Consider the following 18,528-nt stretch of genomic DNA (forward strand, 5'->3'; position numbering starts at 1 on the left):
TGCTCCAAGGGGAGACATGGGTAAGGGGACGCAGTGCGTTGCGGATTGTGCCGGGCGCGCCCACGGTGAAGCCGATGTTCCGTCGGTCAGCGACGTAGTTGTGACCTCAGCACCCCCTTCACCACCTTTCCGCTCGCGTTCCTCGGCAGCTCCCCGACGAACTCCACCTCCCGCGGCACCTTGTAGTTCGCCATCTCCCTCCGCGCCCACGCGATCAGGTCGTCCGTGGTGACCGTCGACCCCGGACGCCGGACCGCGAACGCCTTCCCTACCTCCCCCAGGCGCGGGTCCGGGACGCCGATGACCGCGACGTCGGCGATGTCCGGGTGCAGGCCGAGGAGTTGCTCGATCTCCGCCGGGTAGGCGTTGAAGCCGCCGACGATGAACATGTCCTTGATGCGGTCCGTGATCCTCAGGTTGCCCGCCTCGTCCAGGACGCCGACGTCGCCCGTGTGGAGCCATCCGTCCGCGTCGACGGCCTCCGCGGTGGCCGGCCCGTCCTCGAAGTAGCCGCTCATGACGTTGTGGCCGCGCACCAGGACCTCGCCCGCCGCCGAGAGCCGGACCTCCGTGTCGGGGATCGGGCGGCCCGAGGTGGTCGCGATGACGTCCGCCGGGTCGCCCCTGCGGCACATGGTGACGATGCCGCTCGCCTCGGAGAGGCCGTACGCCGTGAGGACCGTGGCGACCCCCAGCTCTCCGCGCAGCCGCTCGACCAGCCGCAGCGGCACGACGGCCGCGCCCGTGACCACGAGCCGCAGGGCGGAGAGGTCGTAGGAGGACCGGGCGGGATGGTCGAGCAGCGACTGGTGCAGGGTCGGCGGCCCCGGCAGGACCGAGATGCGTTCGGCGGCGATGTTCGCGAGCGCGGTGTCCACGTTGAAGACGGGCTGCGGGACCATCACGGCCCCTCGCATCAGGCAGGCGATGATCCCGGCCTTGTAGCCGAAGGTGTGGAAGAACGGGTTCACGATCAGATAGCGGTCGCCCTCCCGCAGTCCCGCGAGCTCCGACCAGATGCCGTAGCAGCGCAGTGTCTGGGCATGCGTGATCACCGCGCCCTTGGGGGCGCCCGTCGTCCCCGAGGTGTAGATGATGTCCGAGGGCGCGGACGAGTCGATCGCGTCGGCCCTGGCCCGCACCTCGGCCGTGGAGACGGACTCGCCCTCCGCGAGGAAGTCCTTCCAGGTCGTGTAGTCCTCGGGCGCGGCGTCGCCGAGCACCACCACCCGTTCCAGGTCGGGGAGTTCTACGCCGGCGCGGCGCAGGGACGCGACGTACGAGGTCCCCAGGAACGTTCCCGTGATGAACAGCAGCTTCGCCCGGGAGCGTGCCAGCACATAGGCCGCCTCCGTGCCCTTGAAGCGGGTGTTCAGCGGGACGAGCACCGCTCCCGCCGTCACCGCGCCGAGGGCCGAGACGATCCAGTCCAGGGTGTTCGGAGCCCAGATGCCGACCCGGTCGCCGGGCTCCACACCCGCCGCCAGACAGGCCGCCGCCGCCCGTTCCACGCGCTCGCCCAGCTCCTCGTACGAGACGCGGGTACGGCCGTCGACCACCGCCTCCGCCGCCCCGTACCGTTCGGCCGCCGAGCGCACCAGCCCCGCTATCGAGCCCCATTCCAGGTCACCGCGCATTGCAGTCCCTTCCGCCGCACCCGTAGCTGACTATCCGTCAGATTAGCTGTACCCTGACGCGCTGTCAGCAGCTCGCGATCGGGGAGGTTGCAGTGCTCAAGGACGCCACGGCCATCGTCGGGATCGGTCAGACACCGTTCGCCAAACGGCTCCCCGAGTCCGAGAAGACGCTCGCCTGCCGGGCGATCCTCGCCGCCCTCGACGACGCCGGCATCGCACCCTCCGAGGTCGACGCCTTCGCCTCGTACACGATGGAGGAGACCGACGAGGTCGAGGTCGCCAAGGCCATCGGCGCCGGCGACGTCACCTTCTTCTCCAAGATCGGCTACGGCGGCGGAGGCTCGTGCGCCACCGTCGGCCATCTCGCCGCCGCCGTCGCGACCGGCCAGGCGAGCGTCGGCGTGGCCTGGCGGTCCCGCAAGCGCGGCAGCGGCCCCCGGCCGTGGAAGAACACCGCCGTGCAGCTGCCCACCCCCGGCCAGTGGACCCGGCCCTTCGGGCTGCTGCGCCCCACCGACGAGATCGGGATGCTCGCCCGCCGCTACATGCACGAGTACGGCGCCACCCGCGACCACCTCTTCAACGTCGCCCTCGCCTGCCGCAACCGCGCCAACCAGAACCCGGCCGCGATCATGTACGAGCGGCCGCTGACCCGCGAGATGTACATGACCGCCCGCTGGATCAGCGAACCCCTCTGCCTCTTCGACAACTGCCTGGAGACCGACGGGGCGCTGGCGTGCGTCATCGTGAGCGCCGAGCGGGCCCGCGACTGCCGGCAGAAGCCCGTCTACGTCCACTCCGTCGCCCAGGGGCTGCCCGCCCAGCACCACGGGATGGTCAACTACTGGAACGACGACCCGCTCTCCGGCCCCGCCTGGACGGCCGCCCGACACCTCTGGAAGCAGGCCGACTTCGGTCCCCAGGACGTCGACGTGGCCCAGATCTACGACGCCTTCACCCCGCTCATCCCGCTCTCCCTGGAGGGGTACGGATTCTGCGACCGCGGCGAGGGCGCCGCGTTCACCGAGGGCGGCGCGCTGGAGATCGGCGGACGGCTGCCGATCAACACCGGGGGCGGCGGACTCAGCGAGGCGTACGTCCACGGCTTCAACCTCATCAACGAGGGCGTGAAGCAGCTCCGCGGCAGCTCCACCGCCCAGGTACCGAACGCCGCCACCTGCCTGGTCACCGCCGGTGAGGGCGTCCCCACGTCGGCGATCCTTCTGAGGAGTTGAGACACGATGCTGACACCTGTCGTCGACGAGGACGGCGCCCCCTTCTGGGAGTACGCCGCCCGGGGCGAGCTGAGGATCCAGGGCTGCGCCGACTGCGGCGAACTGCGCTTCCCGCCCCGGCCCTGCTGCCCGCACTGCCAGTCCTTCGCCGCCGAGTGGCGCCTGATGTCGGGGCGCGGCCGGATCTGGTCGTACGTCCTGCCCCACCCGCCCCTCCTGCCCGACTACGCCGCCCAGGCCCCGTACAACGCGGTGCTCGTCGAGCTCGCCGACGCGCCTCGCATCCGCCTCGTCGGCAACGTCGTCGCGACCCCGGACGCGGCGCTCGACTCGGTCGATCCGGGGCGGCTGCGGATCGGGGCCGGCGTGCGGGTGGCCTTCACCGAGGTCGACGGGGTGACCGTGCCGCGGTGGCTCCTGGAGCGCGGATGAGCATCACCGTCGTACGCGACAAGGAGACCGGCGTCGCGGTCGTCACCCTCGACCGGGCGGCGAAGCACAACGCGATCACACTGGACATGGCCCGGCAACTGGCCGCCACCTGGCGGGAGTTCCGTTACGAGGACGAGGTGCGGGCGGTCGTCGTCACCGGAGCGGGCACCCGCGCCTTCTGCACCGGCATCGACCGCTCGGCCGAGGTCCCGCAGCCCTCGTCCCCGTACACGATCGACGATCCGCTGATCGCGATCGGCCCCAAGGCGAACGACCTGTGGAAACCGGTCGTCGCCGCCGTGGAGGGGATGGCCTGCGGCGGGGCGTTCTATCTGCTCGGGGAGACGGAGTTCCTCGTAGCGGGCGAGGAGGCGTCCTTCTTCGACCCGCACACCACCTACGGGATGGTCAGCGCCTTCGAGACCATCCACATGGCGCAGAAGATGCCGTTCGGGGAAGTGGCCCGCATGGCGCTGATGGGGACGGCCGAGCGGATCTCGGCCCGCCGGGCGTACGAGACGGGACTCGTCTCCGAGCTGACGGAACCCGGCGCGGCGCTGGACGCCGCCCGACGGGCCGCCGCCGTCATCGCCTCGTACCCGACCGAGGCGGTCCAGGGCACGGTCCGCGCCCTGTGGTCGGCCAAGGAGGCCGCCCGCGCACAAGCCCTCGCCCACGCCCCGCATCTGATCGCCCTCGGGAACCTGGCGCCGGAGCGCCAGGCGGAGCTGTTCACCCGCAGGGGCGGCGGACACCGACTCCGTTAGGGCGTCCCGCCTCCGTCTCACCCGCCGGATCCGACGCCCCGCCGCTCGCGCACCGCTACTGCTTGCGCACGTTCCACACCGAGCAGCTCTTCACCTTGTCGACGGACTTCGGGGTCTTCATCGCGACCTCGAACTCCTTCGACTCGCCAGGTTCGACCGTGATCAGCCGCTCGGCCGAGTCGACCCGTGTGCCCGCGGAGCCCTGGAACTCCAGGGTGACCTCGAAGGTCTCCGTGAAGGTCTCGCGGGAGGTGATCCGCAGGGTGGCGGTCGTGTCCGCCTTGCGCGCGGGCTTGCCCTTGCGCTTCCTCTGCGCGGGCTTGACGCAGTCGACGACCACGACGTCCACCGTCGAGGTGGGGGAGGACGACACGGTCGGGGTGGGCGAGGACGTGTAGTCGCTGCCGCCCGAGCTTCCGGAGAGGTCGTCGCTGTCGTAGTCGTCGTTCTTCTTCTTGGAACTGGAGCAGCCGCCGCCGGAGCTGCTGCTCTTGCTCTTGCCGCTCTTCCCCTTGCCGTAGCTCGTCGTCTGGAAGCCCGTCAGAGCGAGCACCACCATCGTGAGCGTCGCCGTGAGCCTGATGCCCCGACGGCGCGCCGTCCCCGTTGCCATTCCTGGCCTTCCTGTCGTGTCCGCGCCACCCTAGCGCCGCGTGGCGGGGCCCCCGCACCCGGCGTAGCGTCGACACCGAGAGCCGGACCGCAAGGAGGCCGATCGATGCTCCGCAACGTCATCGGCTCGGTCTTGGCCCTCGCCGGAGCGACGGCCGCCGTCTGGAGCCCCTTCCGTGCCTGGTACGACGGCCGTCACGGCAGCGACTACCGCATCGAGGACCTGTTCGGGGGCATCACCGACGTCAAGGCCGAGGTGATCGGCTCGATCCTGCTGCCGTTCGTCTTCGCGGCCGTGGTCGCCTTCGCCGGCGTGGTGTTCCGCTCCCGCCTGCTCGTGGCCCTCGCCGGGGTGATCGTGCTCGGCTTCACCGTCCTGTGGATGGTCCGCGTCGGCCAGGCCGAGGGCAGCCTCACGATCGCCGGCGACGGTACGGGGCTCGGCGACGGCGTCGCCAACGCCTTCGGCGGCGGAATCCTGCTCCTCCTGGGCTCGGTGGTCATGTCGGGCCGCGCCCGCGCCCACCACGTCGCCCTCGCACCGGAGGCCGGCCGGCCCACGGAGCCCACACAGCCGACCTACCCGACTCAGCCCACGTACCCGACGGCGCCGGACAGCCCCTACGAGACACCCACGCGGACCATGGACACCCCGTCCTGGAACACGGACACCACGCCCGAGCCGCCGAATCCGAACCACCGCGCCTGACCCGACGCGCGCCCGCGCGCCCGGCCCCGCGGGCTCACGCCCGGGGCGCCGCCGCCCCACGGCCCGTGGCCGTGCCCTTCACCGCGTCCAGCGCGTACACACAGCGGTCCTTGCTGCACGCGTACACGACCCCGCCCCGCGCCACCGGCGAGCCGGTGATCTCGCCGCCGGTCGCGAGCTTCCAGCGGAGCTGGCCGCCCATCGCGTCCAGCGTGTACAGGACGTGGTCCGCCGAGCCGAAGTGCACCCGGCCATCGGCCACGACCGGGGCGCCGATCAGCTCGCCACCCGCCGCGAACCGCCACTTCGGCGTGCCGGTCACCGCGTCGAGCGTGTACAGCGCGCTGCCGCTGCCCACATGGACGTTGCCGTCGACGACCAGGACCGGCTCGATCGACTGGCGGGACTCGGTGGCGATCCGCCAGCGGTCCTGGCCGGTGGTCGCGTCCAGCGCGTACACCGTGCCGAGGTAGTCGGCGAGATAGACCCCGCCGCCCGTCACCGCGGGCCCCGGGGCGAAGGTCGGCGGGGAGAGGAAGACGGCGGGCGCCTCGAAGTGCCAGCGGACGTGCCCGCCGGCGATGTCGATCGACAGCACGCGCGTACCGGCCGAGACGTAGACACAGCCGTCCTCCGCCGGCGTCACCCGCACGGGGACGTTGCCGCAGGAGGCGGCGTCCCCGACCGGGTACGACCAGCGCTCCACACCCGTACGGGCGTCCAGCGCCTGGAGCCGGGCCTCGCGCCACACGTACACCGTGTCGCCGTGGACGGCCGGCCCCGCCTCCGGGGTCTCGAAGTCCGTCTGCGCGCCGGTGACCTCCCACAGCTTGGCGCCGTTGGACGCCTCCCAGCCCTGGACCCCGCCGCCCCGGGTGCCGGTGACGACCGTGCCCCGGTCGACCTTGAGGGAGTACACCCAGGCGTCCGTCTGCAGCCGCCAGCGCTCGCTGCCGTCGGTGGCGTCGAGCGCGTACAGCGTGGGTCCGTCGGAGGCGTGGACACGACCCTGCGCCACGGCCATGGACCAGGCCACGTCCCGCGTCTTGAACTGGCGGCGGCCACTGGCCACGTCCAGGGCATGCACCTCGAAGGAGGTGACGTAGAGGAGGTCCCCGGCGACGACCGGGGTACCCCACACGTCGTTCGACATCCGGAAGCGCCAGGGCCGCCAGTGCGCCGGCTCCTGCGTGGCCTCCGGTGCGGGGGCGGCGGTCGGGGCGGGCAGCGGGCGGGAGCCCGGCGGGGGGCCGGGCTCGGCGCCGCTCGGGCCGCCGCCGGGCGGACGGATCCAGCCGGTGGCCGGGCCCGCGTCGACGACCGGGCCGACGGCGGCGCGGGTGTCGGCGACCCGGAGGCCGGGACCGATCGGGACCGCGGCGCCGGCGAGCCGTACGGGACCGGCCTCGGCGGGCGCGGCATGACGGCCGCCGCCGGGCTGACCGGAGTGCGCGTCGCCGCCCCACTCGGGTGTGGACCGGGGCGGACGCGGTGGCGTGGGCGGGGCGGCCGGCGGCGGCGGGGCGCTCGGACGGCCGCCGCGGCGCGTCTCGATCATGGCCGTGGCGCGCTGCGGCAGCCAGGCCGACGCCGTACCGCTGTCGTCGCTGCCGGAGCCGAAGAGATGGGGCGCGAGCTGCGCCTGGAGGTCGGCCGGGGTGGGCCTGCGCGACACGTCCATCTGCATACAGGACTCGATGAGCGGGCGCAGCTCGTCCGGCAGACCCTCCAGGTCCGGACCCTCCCTGAGCAGCATGAAGACCGTCTCGACCGGGTTCGCGCCGTGGAAGGGCGCATGCCCGGTGGCGGCGAAGACCAGCATCGAGCCGAGCGAGAAGACGTCGCTCGCGCCGGTGACGCTGCGCGAGTCGCGGGCCTGCTCGGGCGACATGTACGCAGGCGTGCCGACGGCGACGTTCGTCATGGTCAGGCGGGTGTTCGAGACCCCGGACGCGATACCGAAGTCGATCACCCGGGGGCCGTCCTCGACGACGAGGACGTTGGACGGCTTGAGGTCACGGTGGACCAGGCCCGCGCCGTGGATGGACTGCAGGGCCTCGGCGACACCGGCGGCCAGCCACCGCACGGCCTGGGCCGGCAGCGGCCCGCACTCGTTCACTATCTCTTCGAGGGAGGGCGCGGGCACGTACGCGGTGGCGAGCCAGGGCACGGCGGCCCGGGGATCGGCGTCGACGACGGCGGCCGTGTAGAAGCCGGAGACGGCACGCGCGGCCTCGACCTCACGCGTGAAGCGGACACGGAACAGCTGGTCCTCGGCGAGCTCGGTCCGCACGGTCTTGATCGCCACGCGCCGCCCGGACGCCGAGCGCGCGAGATAGACCAGACCCATGCCACCTGCACCGAGCCGGCCCAGCACCTCGAAGGGCCCGATCCGTCTCGGGTCGTGCTGCGTCAGCTGCTCCACTTGCCTGCCACCTCCCCGTACGGGCCATGAGAATACGGCCCCGTGGCCCTGATTCTTCCTGTCCGAGGCGACGGTTGCGAACCCGGGGGCGGATCGGGGTGTCCTATCTCATTTCGCCGGGCGGCGTGGAGGGCTTTTCGGATGGTTCGGCGGATTCGTCGGGCGGTGAGTCCGAGGGGGCGTCGACGTGGTCCCGCGCGGGTTCGTCGGCGGGCTCGGTGACGGGCTCTTCGGCGGGTTCCGCGAGGACGGCGAAGCGGGCGCCCTGGTTGTCGCGGAGGACGGCGATGCGGCCGTGCGGGGTGTCGAAGGGCGGGTTCGTGACGCGGCCGCCGAGGGCGGTGGCGGTCGCGCAGGTCCGGTCGCAGTCGTCCACGGCGAAGTAGACGAGGATGTGCCCCGGCAGCTCGGCCGGGAAGGCTTCGGTGAGGACGGCCCGGCCGCCGAAGGACGTGTCGTCGCCGGCGCGGGAGCCCGGCGGGGACCAGACGCGGTAGTCGAAGTCGTCCGCCCTGCCCTCCTCGTCCGGCTCCACCTGGGTGCCGAGGTAGCCGAAGACGGAGGCGTAGAAGGTGTCGACCGCGTCCCGTTCCCTCGTATAGATCTCCATCCAGCAGAAGGAGCCGGGGAGCATCGTCCGCTCGAAGCCGTCGTCGTCACCGGCCTGGCGCAGGCCGAAGACGGCGCCGCCGGGGTCCGCGGCGAGCGCGAGCACCCCGAAGGGGCCGACAGGGTACGGCTCCATGATCATCTGGCCGCCCGCGGCCTTGATCCGGGCGGAGAGGGTGCCGGCGTCCCGGGTGGCGAGGTAGATGGTCCAGGTCGTGGGCATCCGGCCGTCCCGCTTCGGGATGAGGCCGGCCACCCGCTTGCCGTCCTTGCGGGCCTCGTCGCGGTCGGGGTCGAAGGTCCAGCCGAAGAGCTCGCCGTAGAACCGCTTGCCCGCCTCGAGGTCGGGGAGCTGCGCTTCCACCCAGCAGGGGGTGCCCTCTGTGAATGCGGCCATGGCTCCACGCTAGGTCCGGGTTACCCGCGCCGCACGCCCCGTAATCGAACATACCGCCATATAGGGACCCGGTGGACGCCGGATTCCTTGAGTTGTCCACCGAAGTTTTCCACAGGCTGTTAATAAGCCTTTTCGAGTGCGAGCCCGGGGCGCGACCCCGGGGCGCCCCCGCCGACCGCCCGGGAGGGGGTGCACCCCATTTGCAGTCGGCCGAATCGCGCGCCGATCACCCCTCGGTAAGCTGACGGCATGACAGGACAAGTACGCACCGTCGACGGCCGCGTGGCCGGACGACGCGGTCAGGCGACGCGGCAGAAGCTGCTCGACTGCCTCAGCGAGATGCTCAGCTCCTCGCCGTACCGGGACGTCAAGGTCATCGACGTGGCCCGGAAGGCGGGCACTTCACCCGCGACCTTCTACCAGTACTTCCCCGACGTCGAGGGCGCCGTTCTCGAGATCGCGGAGGAAATGGCCAAGGAGGGCGCGGGGTTGACCGATCTGGTCTCCGGCCGCTCCTGGGTCGGCAAGGCGGGCTGGCAGACTTCCGAGGAACTCGTCGAGGGCTTCCTGGACTTCTGGCGCCGGCACGACGCGATCCTGCGGGTCGTGGATCTCGGGGCCGCGGAGGGCGACAAGCGGTTCTACAAGATCCGCATGAAGATCCTGAACTCCGTCACCAACTCCCTTACGGACACGGTGAAGGAGCTCCAGGCCAAGGGGAAGGTCGACAAGGACGTCAGCCCCGCGGCGATGGCGGGCTCCCTGGTCGCGATGCTGGCCTCGGTGGCCGGGCACCAGAAGGGCTTCCAGACCTGGGGCGTCAAGCAGGCCGAACTGAAGCCGAATCTGGCGCTGTTGGTGCATCTGGGGATCACGGGCAAGAAGCCGACGAAGTAGCGACCGCGGGTGCGGCCCACCGCACTCCCCGCCCCCATCCGTCCTGTCGCGCCGACGACGGTCCACACCGCAGACCGTCGTCGGCGTTCCCGTGTCGGCGCCGCGATGCGCATCCGACCCCGGGAATCCCCCGCCCGGCGCCCGAACCCCCGGGTTTCGAACACCGCGCCCGCACCCCCGGCATCCCGGCACCGCGCCCGCACCCCCGGATCCCGCCCGACGACCCCGCTACCGTCGCGTCAGGCGGAAGAGTCTGATCTCCCGCTCCACCCTGGCCTGGTACGTCGCGTACGGCGGCCAGAACGCGAGCGCCGTCCTCCACGCGGCCGCCCGCTCCTCCCCGCCCAGCCGCTCGGCTCGCACGAGGATCGTCTCGCCGCGCCAACTCACCTCCGCGTCGGGGCACTTCAGCAGGTTCCCGGTCCACGCCGGATGTCCTTCCCGCCCGAAGTTGGAACCGATCAGCAGCCAGGTGCCGTCCGGCTCGGGAATGCAGGCCAGCGGTGTCACCCGCGGCAGCCCCGACTTCGCGCCCCGTACGGTGAGGACGAGGCCCGGCAGCATCTGGGCGCTCAGCATCACCTTCCCCCGCGTCAGCCGGTGCACCGCCCGGTCCATCGCCGGTATGAAGTGCGGCGCGACCTTCGCGAACGTCCGCGTGGACGACACCTTCTGCATCAGACGTACTCCGACGGCCACTACGCCGCCACCTCCCCGAAGAGTCCGGTCTCCTGCGCCACCCGAGCGCGCAGCCGGCGTACCGGCCCGAAGAGCAGCTCGTCGGCAGTCGCCCGTTTGAAGTACAGATGGGCCTCGTGCTCCCAGGTGAAGCCGATGCCGCCGTGCAGCTGGATCGTCTCCCCCGCCACCGCCCGCAGCGCCTCCAGGGCAGCCGCGAGCGCGAGCGCCCCCGTGGCCGGCTCGCGGGCCGCGCCGTACGCCAGCGAGCGTGCCGCCTCCACCTGGACGTACAGGTCGGCGAGGCGGTGCTTGACCGCCTGGAAGGAGCCGACGGGCCGGCCGAACTGTTCGCGGGACCCGACGTACTCGACCGTGCGGTCCAGGGCCGCCTGGGCCGCGCCGACCGATTCGGCCGCGAGGGCCGCCGCCGCCGTCCGCCCGGTCGCGGCCAGCGCCCCGAGCGCGTCGACCGGCTCTTCGCCGAGCAACTCCGCTTCCACATCCCGCAGTTGCACGGTGGCCTGAGAGCGGGTGGCGTCCAGGGCGGGCTGCCGTACGCGCAGGAGTCCGGCCGCCTCCCCGCGTACGAGGAAGAGCAGGGTGCGGCTCCGCGCGAAGCCGCCGGCGTGCGCGGCGACGACGAGCAGCCCGGCACTGTGTCCGTCGAGGACCTGGGCGGCCTCTCCGTAGAGCCGCCATCGCCCCTCCACGGACCGTGCCTGGATGCCGCCGGCCCGTCCGCCGCCGGCCCAGGAGCCGTCGGCGTTGTCGCCGGTCAGGCCGAGCGCGAGGGCGAGGGAGGTTCCGGCGACGGCGAGGGCGCAGGTCAGCGAGGAGTCGGCGATGCCCGGCAGGAGGTCGGCGCGCTGCCGCTCGCTGCCGAGGGCCAGGATCAGCGGGGCGGCGAGGACGGCGGTGGCGAGGAGCGGGGAGGGGGCGAGGGCCCGGCCGGTCTCCTCACAGGCGAGGGCGAGTTCGGCGGGGCCGCAGCCGACGCCGCCGTACTCCTCGGGCAGGGCGAGTCCGGCGAGTCCGAGGGTGCCGGACATCCGGTGCCACAGGTCGGTGTCGTACCCCTCGGGGGTCGCGACGGCGGCGCGGACCTCGGCGGGTCCGGAGCGTTTGGCGAGCAGTTCGCGCAGGGTGCGGCGGATCTCGTCCTGCTCCGCGGTGAAGGCGGCGTCCATGGAGCTCCCCTCCGTATCTGACGGCCCGTCATGTTAGGCCGGGGAGGGGAAGAAGCACAGAGGCTGGATCAGCAGATCTCACCGGGGCCGCGCGCGGTCGCTCGCAGGAGGTCCCGCACGAGGTCGAAGTCGACGCTCTCGGTGCGCCGGAAGCGCAGGCAGCCCTTGCCCATGTCCTGTTCGGCCAGGCGGTCCTCGAAGCCTTCCCGGACGTCCGGCCTCATCAGATAGAAGGAGATGTACTGCTTCTGCGCGGCGAAGGCGATCTCCGGCTCGCCGCCGGGGCGGTGGTACGCCGGCATTCCGTAGGCCATGACCTCCTCGTAGCCGTGGAGCTCCGTGCGGCACAGCTCTCGCAGCCGGACCAGGACCGTGAGCCGGTCCGTCTCCGGAATCTCGGCGAGGTAGCCGTCCACGTCCTCGGCCGCACTTCTCGACATCCGTGCCTCCCGGTCCAAAGTCTTCCACGCGTATCTGATGTACCGTCAGATTCATGCCCACCACTTCACGGAACCGCGCCGGGCGCCGCGTCGCCGTCGTCGGCATATCCCTCTCCGACTGCGGCCGCGTCGACGAGGCCACTCCCTACACTCTGCACGCCCAGGCCGCTCGCCGCGCCCTCGCGGACAGCGGACTCGACCGCTCGGTGATCGACGGCCTCGCCTCGGCGGGCCTCGGCACGCTCGCGCCGGTCGAGGTCGCCGAGTACCTGGGGCTGCGCCCCCGCTGGGTGGACTCCACCGCCGTCGGCGGCGCCACCTGGGAGGTCATGGCCGCGCATGCGGCCGACGCGATCGCCGCGGGGCACGCCAACGCCGTCCTGCTCGTCTACGGATCGACCGCCCGCGCCGACATCAAGGCCCGGCGCCGCACCGCGAACCTCTCCTTCGGGGCGCGCGGCCCGCTGCAGTTCGAGGCCCCCCACGGACACACGCTGATCGCGAAGTACGCGATGGCCGCCCGCCGCCATATGCACGAGTACGGCACCACCCTGGAGCAGCTCGCCGAGGTCGCCGTCCAGGCGCGGGCGAACGCCGCGCTCAATCCGGAGGCGATGTTCCGCGAGCCGATCACCGTCGACGAGGTGCTCGACGGGCCGATGATCGCCGACCCCTTCACCAAACTGCACTGCTGCATCCGCAGCGACGGGGGCGCCGCGGTGCTGCTGGCGGCCGAGGAGTACGTGCCGGACACGGCGAAGGCGCCCGTGTGGATCCTCGGCACGGGCGAGCACGTCTCGCACACCACGATGTCGCAGTGGGAGGACTTCACCGTCTCCCCGGCGGCGGTCAGCGGCCGGCTCGCCTTCGAGCGGGCGGGAGTGCGGCCGGAGGAGATCGATCTCGCGGAGATCTACGACGCCTTCACCTATATGACGCTGGTGACGCTGGAGGACCTGGGCTTCTGCGCGAAGGGCGAGGGCGGCCCGTTCGTCGAGGAGAAGGGCCGGCTGCCGGTCAACACCGACGGCGGCGGCCTCTCGGCCTGCCACCCGGGGATGCGGGGCCTGTTCCTGCTGGTGGAGGCCGTGCGACAGCTGCGCGGGGAGGCCCCGGGGCTCCAGGTCCGGCGGCCGGACGGAAGCCTCCCGGAGCTTGCCGTGGCGTCGGGTACGGGCGGCTGGTTCTGCTCCTCGGGGACGGTGGTGCTCGGCCGCGGCTGACCCGGGGGCGAGCCCCGGAGCAAGGATCTATACAAACGTCATAGACAAGCGTGTAGGACATCCGTATAGTCATCTGTGCGGGGCCGGAGAGGCCCCGCACACCCGACAAGGAGTCCGGCCATGACGCGCACGAACCAGCTCGCGAACAAGACCGTCCTGATCTCCGGCGCCTCCGTCGCCGGCCCCGCCCTCGCCCTCTGGCTCCACCGCTACGGCTTCACCGCGACCGTCGTCGAGCGCGCCGCCGAACTCCGCACCGGCGGCTACAAGGTCGACATCCGCGGCACCGCCGTCGAAGTCTGCCGCCGGATGGGCGTCCTGGACGAGATCCGCGCCAACTCCACCGACATGGACGGCGGTTCGTACGTCGACTCCCAGGGCCGCACGGTCGGCCAGATGCCCGCCGAGATCTTCGGCGGCCGGGTCGAGCAGGACGACGAGATCATGCGCGGCGACCTCGCCCGGATCCTGTACGAGCGGACCCGCGACGACGTCGAGTACCTCTTCGGCGACTCCATCGCCGCCCTGCACGACGACGGCGACGGCGTCGACGTCACCTTCGAGAGCGGGACCCGCCGCCGCTTCGACCTGGTGGTCGGCGCCGACGGACTGCACTCCCACACCCGCCGGCTCGTCTTCGGCGACGAAGGGCGCTTCAAGCGGCACCTCGGGGCGTACATCTCGATCTTCACCGCCCCCAACCGGCTGGGCCTCACCCGCTGGGAGACCTACCACGCCCGCCCGGACAAGCTGATCTCCGTCTACAGCGCAGCGGGCGAACAGGCGCACACCGCCAAGAACTGCTTCGTCTTCTCCTCCCCCGAGGAGCTCTCCTACGACCACCGCGACACCGAGCGGCAGAAGCGGCTGCTCGCCGACGCCTTCGCCGGCGACGACTGGGAGATCCCGCGGCTGATCGCGGACTCGGCCGACGCCGAGGACTTCTACTTCGACTCGATCGCCCTCATCGAGATGGACCGCTGGTCCAGCGGCCGCGTCGTCCTCCTCGGCGACGCCGCCCACTGCACCTCCCCCGCATCGGGCCAGGGCACGGGCCTCGCCCTGACCGGCGCGTACGTCCTGGCGGGCGAGCTCGCGGCGGCGCACGGGGACCACCGGGTCGCCTTCGAGGCGTACGAGCGCGAGATGCGGCCGGGCGTGGAGCTGAACCAGAAGTTCGCCGCCGGCTTCGTCAAGGAGATGACGATCTCCTCCCGCTGGAAGATCGCCCTGCGCATGGCCATGGTCCGCACGCTCCCCCGCACACCGTGGAAGAACCTCATCGCGAAGAAGATCCGCGACGAGGTCCAGCGCGCCGCCAACGCCGTACTGGTGAAGGAGTACGGGCAGGCGCACGGGCCTAGGGTTGCCGCATGACCGACTTCGACAGCACGCTCCGCTCTCTCCGGGTCTGGGACACCGACCTCCCGGGCTTCGCCCCCGAGACCGCCCCCGCCGAGCCGCTGCCGCTCTTCCACGACTGGTTCGTGGCGGCGGCCCGGGCCGGGCAGACCGAGCCGCACACGATGTCCCTCGCCACCGTCGACGAGGACGGACGGCCCGACGTCCGCACGGTCATGCTGCACGGTGCCGACGAGCGCGGCTGGCACTTCGCCTCCCACGCGACCAGCGCGAAGGGCCGCCAGCTCGCCGCTCACCCCGAGGCCGCGCTCGGCTTCTACTGGCCGGTCCAGGGCCGCCAGGTCCGGGTGCGCGGCCGGGTCGTCACGGGCACGGCGGACGAGGCGTACGACGATCTGCACGCGCGCTCGACGGGCGCCGTCGCCTCGGCGCTGGTCGGCCGCCAGAGCGAGGTGCTCGACTCGGTCGAGGAGCTGAACGTCGCCGGCCGGGCCGCCTGGGAGCGGGCGCAGGCGGAGCCGGGGGCCCACGCGCCCACCTGGACCCTGTACGTCCTCCAGCCGTCCGAGGTCGAGTTCTTCCAGGGCGACGAGCAGCGCCGGCACCTCCGGCTGCGGTACCGCCTCGACACGTCGGGCTGGGTACGGGAGCTGCTCTGGCCCTGACCCGGGGGCGGGGCGCACGATGAGAGGAGGAGGTGGAACGAGATGGGTACGTACATGGACGTCCACCACGGCATGGTGGGGATCACGGGCGACCAGCTCCGGGAGGCGCACGCCGCCGATCTCGCCATCGAGAAGGACGAGGGCGTGCACTTCAAGCAGGCCTGGGCGGACCCCGAATCAGGCACGGTCTACTGCCTCTCCACCGGCCCCTCGGCCGACGCGGTCCAGCGGATCCACGCACGCACCGGCCACAAGGCCGACGAGATCCACGAGGTCCCCCTCAGCGTCTGACCGAGCGGCCGACGGACCCGCCCCACATGTGGACCTTCGCCCGCTGCCTGGCCGAACTCGACGAGGACGGGGAACTCCCCTTCGTCCGAGCGGAGTTCAAGGCACCCCTTCGCCTGCCCCGCACACTCACCCTCGCGACCGACGGTCAGGGGCGCTTGCAGCTGCGCAGCGGGGAGCGGCCGCATCCGGCCGGCGTCACCGGGGAGACCAGCGCTCGCTCTTCATGAGGTTGCCGAGACCCGCCCAGGCGAAGTTCATCAGCGTCGCCGCCGACTCCCAGGCCGTCATCCCCGTCGTCTCGTTGGCCCAGCCGGCCAGCGACTCCGCCGCCCCGACCAGGGCCTGGGCCAGCCCGGCGACATCCCGCTCGGCCAGCTCCGGATCCCGCTCCGTCTCCCGGTGGGTCTGCCTGGCGGCGGCCCCGATCAGCGTCCCCACGTACGCCACGATCTCGTCGCGCATCAGCGCGGCCTCGCTGGCGAACGGTTCCCCGTGCGTCCGCGCCTGCCGGTTCAACACCGCCCAGCCGTCGGGATGCTCGGCGGTGTGCGTGAAGAAGGCCAGCAGCCCGGCCCACAGCTGTTCGTCGGCCGGCAGCCGCGGATTGACCGCGGCGGCCACGGCGGCGAGCAGCGCCTTCGCCTCCCGCCGGATGCAGGCGGTGAAGAGGTCTTCCTTGGAGTTCAGATACAGATAGACCAGAGGCTTGGACACGCCCGCGAGCTCGGCGATCTCGTCCATGGAGGCCGCCTGATACCCCAACTGCCCGAAGGTCTGCACGGCGGCATCCATCATCTGCTGCTCGCGCACCGCCCGCGGCATCCGCCGGCCCTTCGCACCACCGACCTCGGCCATCTCACAACCCCCAACTCGTGCTGCACCGGGGGAGAGCCTACGTGCAGCACAAACACCTGTGCCCCTGTCCGGACGGGGACAGGGGCACGGGTACCGCGCGGGGCGACGGATCAGGCGGCGACCGTCAGCGGCTCGCGCTCGTCGACCGGGGACGAGGAGGCGTTGTTGTACGCGTCGACGTCCAGGATCTTCTCGCGGGCGGAGACGACGACCGGAACCAGGGCCTGACCTGCAACGTTCGTAGCCGTGCGCATCATGTCCAGGATCGGGTCGATCGCCATCAGCAGGCCCACGCCCTCCAGCGGGAGACCCAGGGTGGAGAGGGTCAGGGTCAGCATGACCGTCGCGCCGGTGAGGCCCGCGGTGGCCGCGGAGCCGACGACCGAGACGAAGGCGATCAGCAGGTAGTCCTGGATGCCCAGCTGCACGTCGAAGATCTGCGCGATGAAGATCGCGGCGAGCGCCGGGTAGATCGCGGCGCAGCCGTCCATCTTGGTCGTGGCGCCGAACGGGACGGCGAAGGAGGCGTACTCCTTCGGGACGCCGAGGCGCTCGGTGACCTTCTGGGTGACCGGCATCGTGCCGACCGAGGAGCGGGAGACGAAGGCCAGCTGGATGGCCGGCCAGGCGCCCTTGAAGAACTGGATCGGGTTGACCTTGGCGACCGTCGCGAGCAGCAGCGGGTAGACGCCGAACATGACCAGCGCGGAGCCGATGTAGACGTCGGCGGTGAAGGTCGCGTACTTGCCGATCAGCTCCCAGCCGTAGTCGGCGATGGCGAAGCCGATGAGGCCGACGGTGCCGATGGGGGCGAGGCGGATGACCCACCACAGGGCCTTCTGGAGCAGCTCCAGGACCGACTCGGAGAGCGAGAGGATCGGCTTGGCGCGGTCGCCGAGCTTCAGTGCGGCGACACCGGCGACGGCGGCCATGAAGACGATCTGCAGGACGTTCAGCTCGGTGAACGGCGTGATGACGTCCGAGGGGATGATCCCGGTCAGGAAGTCGATCCAGGTGCCCTCGCGCTTCGGCAGCTTGCCGTCCTGCGGGGTGAGGCCGGTGCCGGCGCCCGGGTTGGTGAGCAGGCCGATCGCGAGGCCGATGGCGACCGCGATCAGAGAGGTGATCATGAACCAGACCAGGGTCTGGGCGGCCAGACGGGCCGCGTTGTTGACCTTGCGGAGGTTGGTGATCGACACCAGGATCGCGAAGAAGACGAGCGGGGCGACGGCCAGCTTCAGGAGCTGGACGAAGATGTCGCCGACCTGGCCGAGGGTCTCCTTGAGCCAGCTGACGTCCTGGCTGCGGGCGAGCCAGCCGAGCAGGACGCCGAGCACGAGACCGGCGACGATCTGGGCCCAGAAGGGGATCTTCGGTATGCGGGAGGAAGTCGGGGACTTCGTCTCGGGCGTGGACGCGGACGCGGACACAGACACACTCCACAGGTGCGTATCGGGAAATACGGGGACGGGGGTGCGGTACACCGCGCTCAGGCGGTACCGCTGCATGATGCCGGGGTCAGAGCTCGCGGCAACAGACCGCGGACATACAGCGGCACAGATCGACATGCAGGCGCGCCACGAGCGGGGTGCTCACGGCATCAGAGAGGCGCACAGCTGTCTTCATGGCGAACACGTTAACACTTGAACTTTGAGAACCTCAAAGCCCTTCTTTGAGGTAGTCGAAGCCGGAAAGTGCCTCCGAAACGCAGATCACCCCGGCCAGGAGCCTTCGAAGCTCCCGTTCCGGGGTGTACGTCTGTGATGAACCTTACGCGGCCCTTACGGGCCGATCACACGTCCTTCACGCGTCCTCGCGGGACCGGTTCTCGGCCAGGCGGCCCTTCGCCCGGTCGACCTTGGCCACGATCTGCTCGGACATCGCGTCCCGCTGCCCGCGCAGCAGCACGAAGCTGAGCGGCGCGGAGATCACGATGGAGAGCAGGAGCACCCAGAGCAGGTTGGAGTCGCCGAGGCCGCGCGGCAGCACGCCGGCGTAGACGAGGCCCCAGAGCACGAAGAAGCAGCCGGCGAAGATGCCGAGGCGCATGAGGGTGTAGCGAAGGGTCGCAGCACCCGTTCCGTTCTCGGCCACGACGGCCCCT

Annotated in this window: 19 protein-coding genes; 9 read left to right on the forward strand and 10 right to left on the reverse strand. The window is 71.6% G+C overall.

Annotated elements, in window-relative coordinates; genetic code table 11:
- Positions 1-86 precede the first annotated feature (86 nt).
- A complete protein-coding gene (locus tag ACFQ7Q_RS23745) occupies positions 87-1,637 on the reverse strand; it encodes a FadD3 family acyl-CoA ligase (RefSeq protein ID WP_383558541.1) in 1,551 nt (516 codons plus the stop codon).
- Between the two features lie 92 nt (positions 1,638-1,729).
- On the opposite strand from ACFQ7Q_RS23745, the gene ACFQ7Q_RS23750 reads away from it, so the two are divergent.
- The 3 genes from ACFQ7Q_RS23750 to ACFQ7Q_RS23760 are packed head-to-tail and all read left to right on the forward strand — an operon-like array spanning position 1,730 to position 4,071.
- Positions 1,730-2,872: a lipid-transfer protein gene (locus tag ACFQ7Q_RS23750; RefSeq protein ID WP_383558542.1), complete on the forward strand. Its 1,143-nt coding sequence runs from the start codon at positions 1,730-1,732 to the stop codon at positions 2,870-2,872.
- A gap of 6 nt (positions 2,873-2,878) precedes the next feature.
- On the forward strand, positions 2,879-3,304 hold the full coding sequence (locus tag ACFQ7Q_RS23755; RefSeq protein ID WP_383558544.1) for a Zn-ribbon domain-containing OB-fold protein: 426 nt from the start codon (positions 2,879-2,881) through the stop codon (positions 3,302-3,304).
- A complete protein-coding gene (locus ACFQ7Q_RS23760) occupies positions 3,301-4,071 on the forward strand; it encodes an enoyl-CoA hydratase/isomerase family protein (RefSeq protein ID WP_383558545.1) in 771 nt (256 codons plus the stop codon). Before ACFQ7Q_RS23755 ends, ACFQ7Q_RS23760 begins: the two co-directional genes overlap by 4 nt.
- Positions 4,072-4,126: 55 nt before the next feature.
- Here ACFQ7Q_RS23760 and ACFQ7Q_RS23765 read toward each other — a convergent pair whose 3' ends face one another.
- Entirely contained in the window at positions 4,127-4,684 is a 558-nt protein-coding gene (locus ACFQ7Q_RS23765; RefSeq protein WP_383558547.1) for a hypothetical protein, read from the reverse strand.
- A 105-nt stretch (positions 4,685-4,789) separates the two neighbouring features.
- On the opposite strand from ACFQ7Q_RS23765, the gene ACFQ7Q_RS23770 reads away from it, so the two are divergent.
- Positions 4,790-5,392 carry a hypothetical protein gene (locus ACFQ7Q_RS23770; RefSeq protein WP_383558549.1) on the forward strand — a complete coding sequence of 201 codons (603 nt, stop codon included), beginning with the start codon at positions 4,790-4,792 and terminating at the stop codon, positions 5,390-5,392.
- Positions 5,393-5,426: 34 nt separating this feature from the next.
- On the opposite strand, the gene ACFQ7Q_RS23775 is transcribed toward ACFQ7Q_RS23770, so the two are convergent.
- Both ACFQ7Q_RS23775 and ACFQ7Q_RS23780 read right to left on the reverse strand, forming a co-directional pair.
- Positions 5,427-7,817 carry a PQQ-binding-like beta-propeller repeat protein gene (locus ACFQ7Q_RS23775; protein WP_383558550.1) on the reverse strand — a complete coding sequence of 797 codons (2,391 nt, stop codon included), beginning with the start codon at positions 7,815-7,817 and terminating at the stop codon, positions 5,427-5,429.
- Positions 7,818-7,920: 103 nt separating this feature from the next.
- Positions 7,921-8,823 (reverse strand): VOC family protein, encoded by a 903-nt coding sequence (locus ACFQ7Q_RS23780; RefSeq protein ID WP_383558552.1) that lies wholly within the window; start codon positions 8,821-8,823, stop codon positions 7,921-7,923.
- A gap of 249 nt (positions 8,824-9,072) precedes the next feature.
- Here ACFQ7Q_RS23780 and ACFQ7Q_RS23785 point away from each other — a divergent pair, with 249 nt between their 5' ends.
- A complete protein-coding gene (locus ACFQ7Q_RS23785) occupies positions 9,073-9,720 on the forward strand; it encodes a TetR family transcriptional regulator (RefSeq protein ID WP_361863440.1) in 648 nt (215 codons plus the stop codon).
- Between the two features lie 228 nt (positions 9,721-9,948).
- Here the strand turns inward: ACFQ7Q_RS23785 and ACFQ7Q_RS23790 are convergent, their stop codons facing one another.
- From ACFQ7Q_RS23790 to ACFQ7Q_RS23800, 3 genes are all read right to left on the reverse strand, one after another.
- Positions 9,949-10,419: a nitroreductase family deazaflavin-dependent oxidoreductase gene (locus ACFQ7Q_RS23790; RefSeq protein WP_383558554.1), complete on the reverse strand. Its 471-nt coding sequence runs from the start codon at positions 10,417-10,419 to the stop codon at positions 9,949-9,951.
- On the reverse strand, positions 10,419-11,588 hold the full coding sequence (locus ACFQ7Q_RS23795) for an acyl-CoA dehydrogenase family protein (RefSeq protein ID WP_383558556.1): 1,170 nt from the start codon (positions 11,586-11,588) through the stop codon (positions 10,419-10,421). The genes ACFQ7Q_RS23790 and ACFQ7Q_RS23795 overlap by 1 nt, the downstream gene beginning before the upstream one ends.
- 68 nt (positions 11,589-11,656) lie before the next feature.
- Complete coding sequence (locus ACFQ7Q_RS23800; RefSeq protein ID WP_383558558.1) at positions 11,657-12,028, reverse strand: iron chaperone; 372 nt, start codon at positions 12,026-12,028, stop codon at positions 11,657-11,659.
- 53 nt (positions 12,029-12,081) lie between these two features.
- Between ACFQ7Q_RS23800 and ACFQ7Q_RS23805 the strand changes: the two genes are divergently transcribed.
- The 4 genes from ACFQ7Q_RS23805 (at position 12,082) to ACFQ7Q_RS23820 (ending at position 15,569) form a co-directional block, all read left to right on the forward strand.
- Positions 12,082-13,251 carry an acetyl-CoA acetyltransferase gene (locus tag ACFQ7Q_RS23805; protein ID WP_383558559.1) on the forward strand — a complete coding sequence of 390 codons (1,170 nt, stop codon included), beginning with the start codon at positions 12,082-12,084 and terminating at the stop codon, positions 13,249-13,251.
- Between the two features lie 120 nt (positions 13,252-13,371).
- Positions 13,372-14,628, forward strand: a complete 1,257-nt coding sequence (locus tag ACFQ7Q_RS23810; RefSeq protein WP_383558561.1) for an FAD-dependent monooxygenase — start codon at positions 13,372-13,374, stop codon at positions 14,626-14,628.
- Positions 14,625-15,278 (forward strand): pyridoxal 5'-phosphate synthase, encoded by a 654-nt coding sequence (locus ACFQ7Q_RS23815; RefSeq protein ID WP_383558562.1) that lies wholly within the window; start codon positions 14,625-14,627, stop codon positions 15,276-15,278. The genes ACFQ7Q_RS23810 and ACFQ7Q_RS23815 overlap by 4 nt, the downstream gene beginning before the upstream one ends.
- A gap of 42 nt (positions 15,279-15,320) precedes the next feature.
- Positions 15,321-15,569 carry an SCO4226 family nickel-binding protein gene (locus ACFQ7Q_RS23820; RefSeq protein ID WP_383558564.1) on the forward strand — a complete coding sequence of 83 codons (249 nt, stop codon included), beginning with the start codon at positions 15,321-15,323 and terminating at the stop codon, positions 15,567-15,569.
- Positions 15,570-15,764: 195 nt separating this feature from the next.
- Here ACFQ7Q_RS23820 and ACFQ7Q_RS23825 read toward each other — a convergent pair whose 3' ends face one another.
- The 3 genes from ACFQ7Q_RS23825 to ACFQ7Q_RS23835 form a co-directional block, all read right to left on the reverse strand.
- On the reverse strand, positions 15,765-16,424 hold the full coding sequence (locus ACFQ7Q_RS23825) for a TetR/AcrR family transcriptional regulator (RefSeq protein WP_383558566.1): 660 nt from the start codon (positions 16,422-16,424) through the stop codon (positions 15,765-15,767).
- A 110-nt stretch (positions 16,425-16,534) separates the two neighbouring features.
- Positions 16,535-17,854 carry a dicarboxylate/amino acid:cation symporter gene (locus ACFQ7Q_RS23830; RefSeq protein ID WP_383558568.1) on the reverse strand — a complete coding sequence of 440 codons (1,320 nt, stop codon included), beginning with the start codon at positions 17,852-17,854 and terminating at the stop codon, positions 16,535-16,537.
- A gap of 373 nt (positions 17,855-18,227) precedes the next feature.
- Positions 18,228-18,473: a DUF4229 domain-containing protein gene (locus ACFQ7Q_RS23835; RefSeq protein WP_383558591.1), complete on the reverse strand. Its 246-nt coding sequence runs from the start codon at positions 18,471-18,473 to the stop codon at positions 18,228-18,230.
- Between the last annotated feature and the right edge of the window lie 55 nt (positions 18,474-18,528).

This window comes from Streptomyces sp. NPDC056527, assembly GCF_042794475.1.
Taxonomy (GTDB): Bacteria; Actinomycetota; Actinomycetes; order Streptomycetales; family Streptomycetaceae; genus Streptomyces.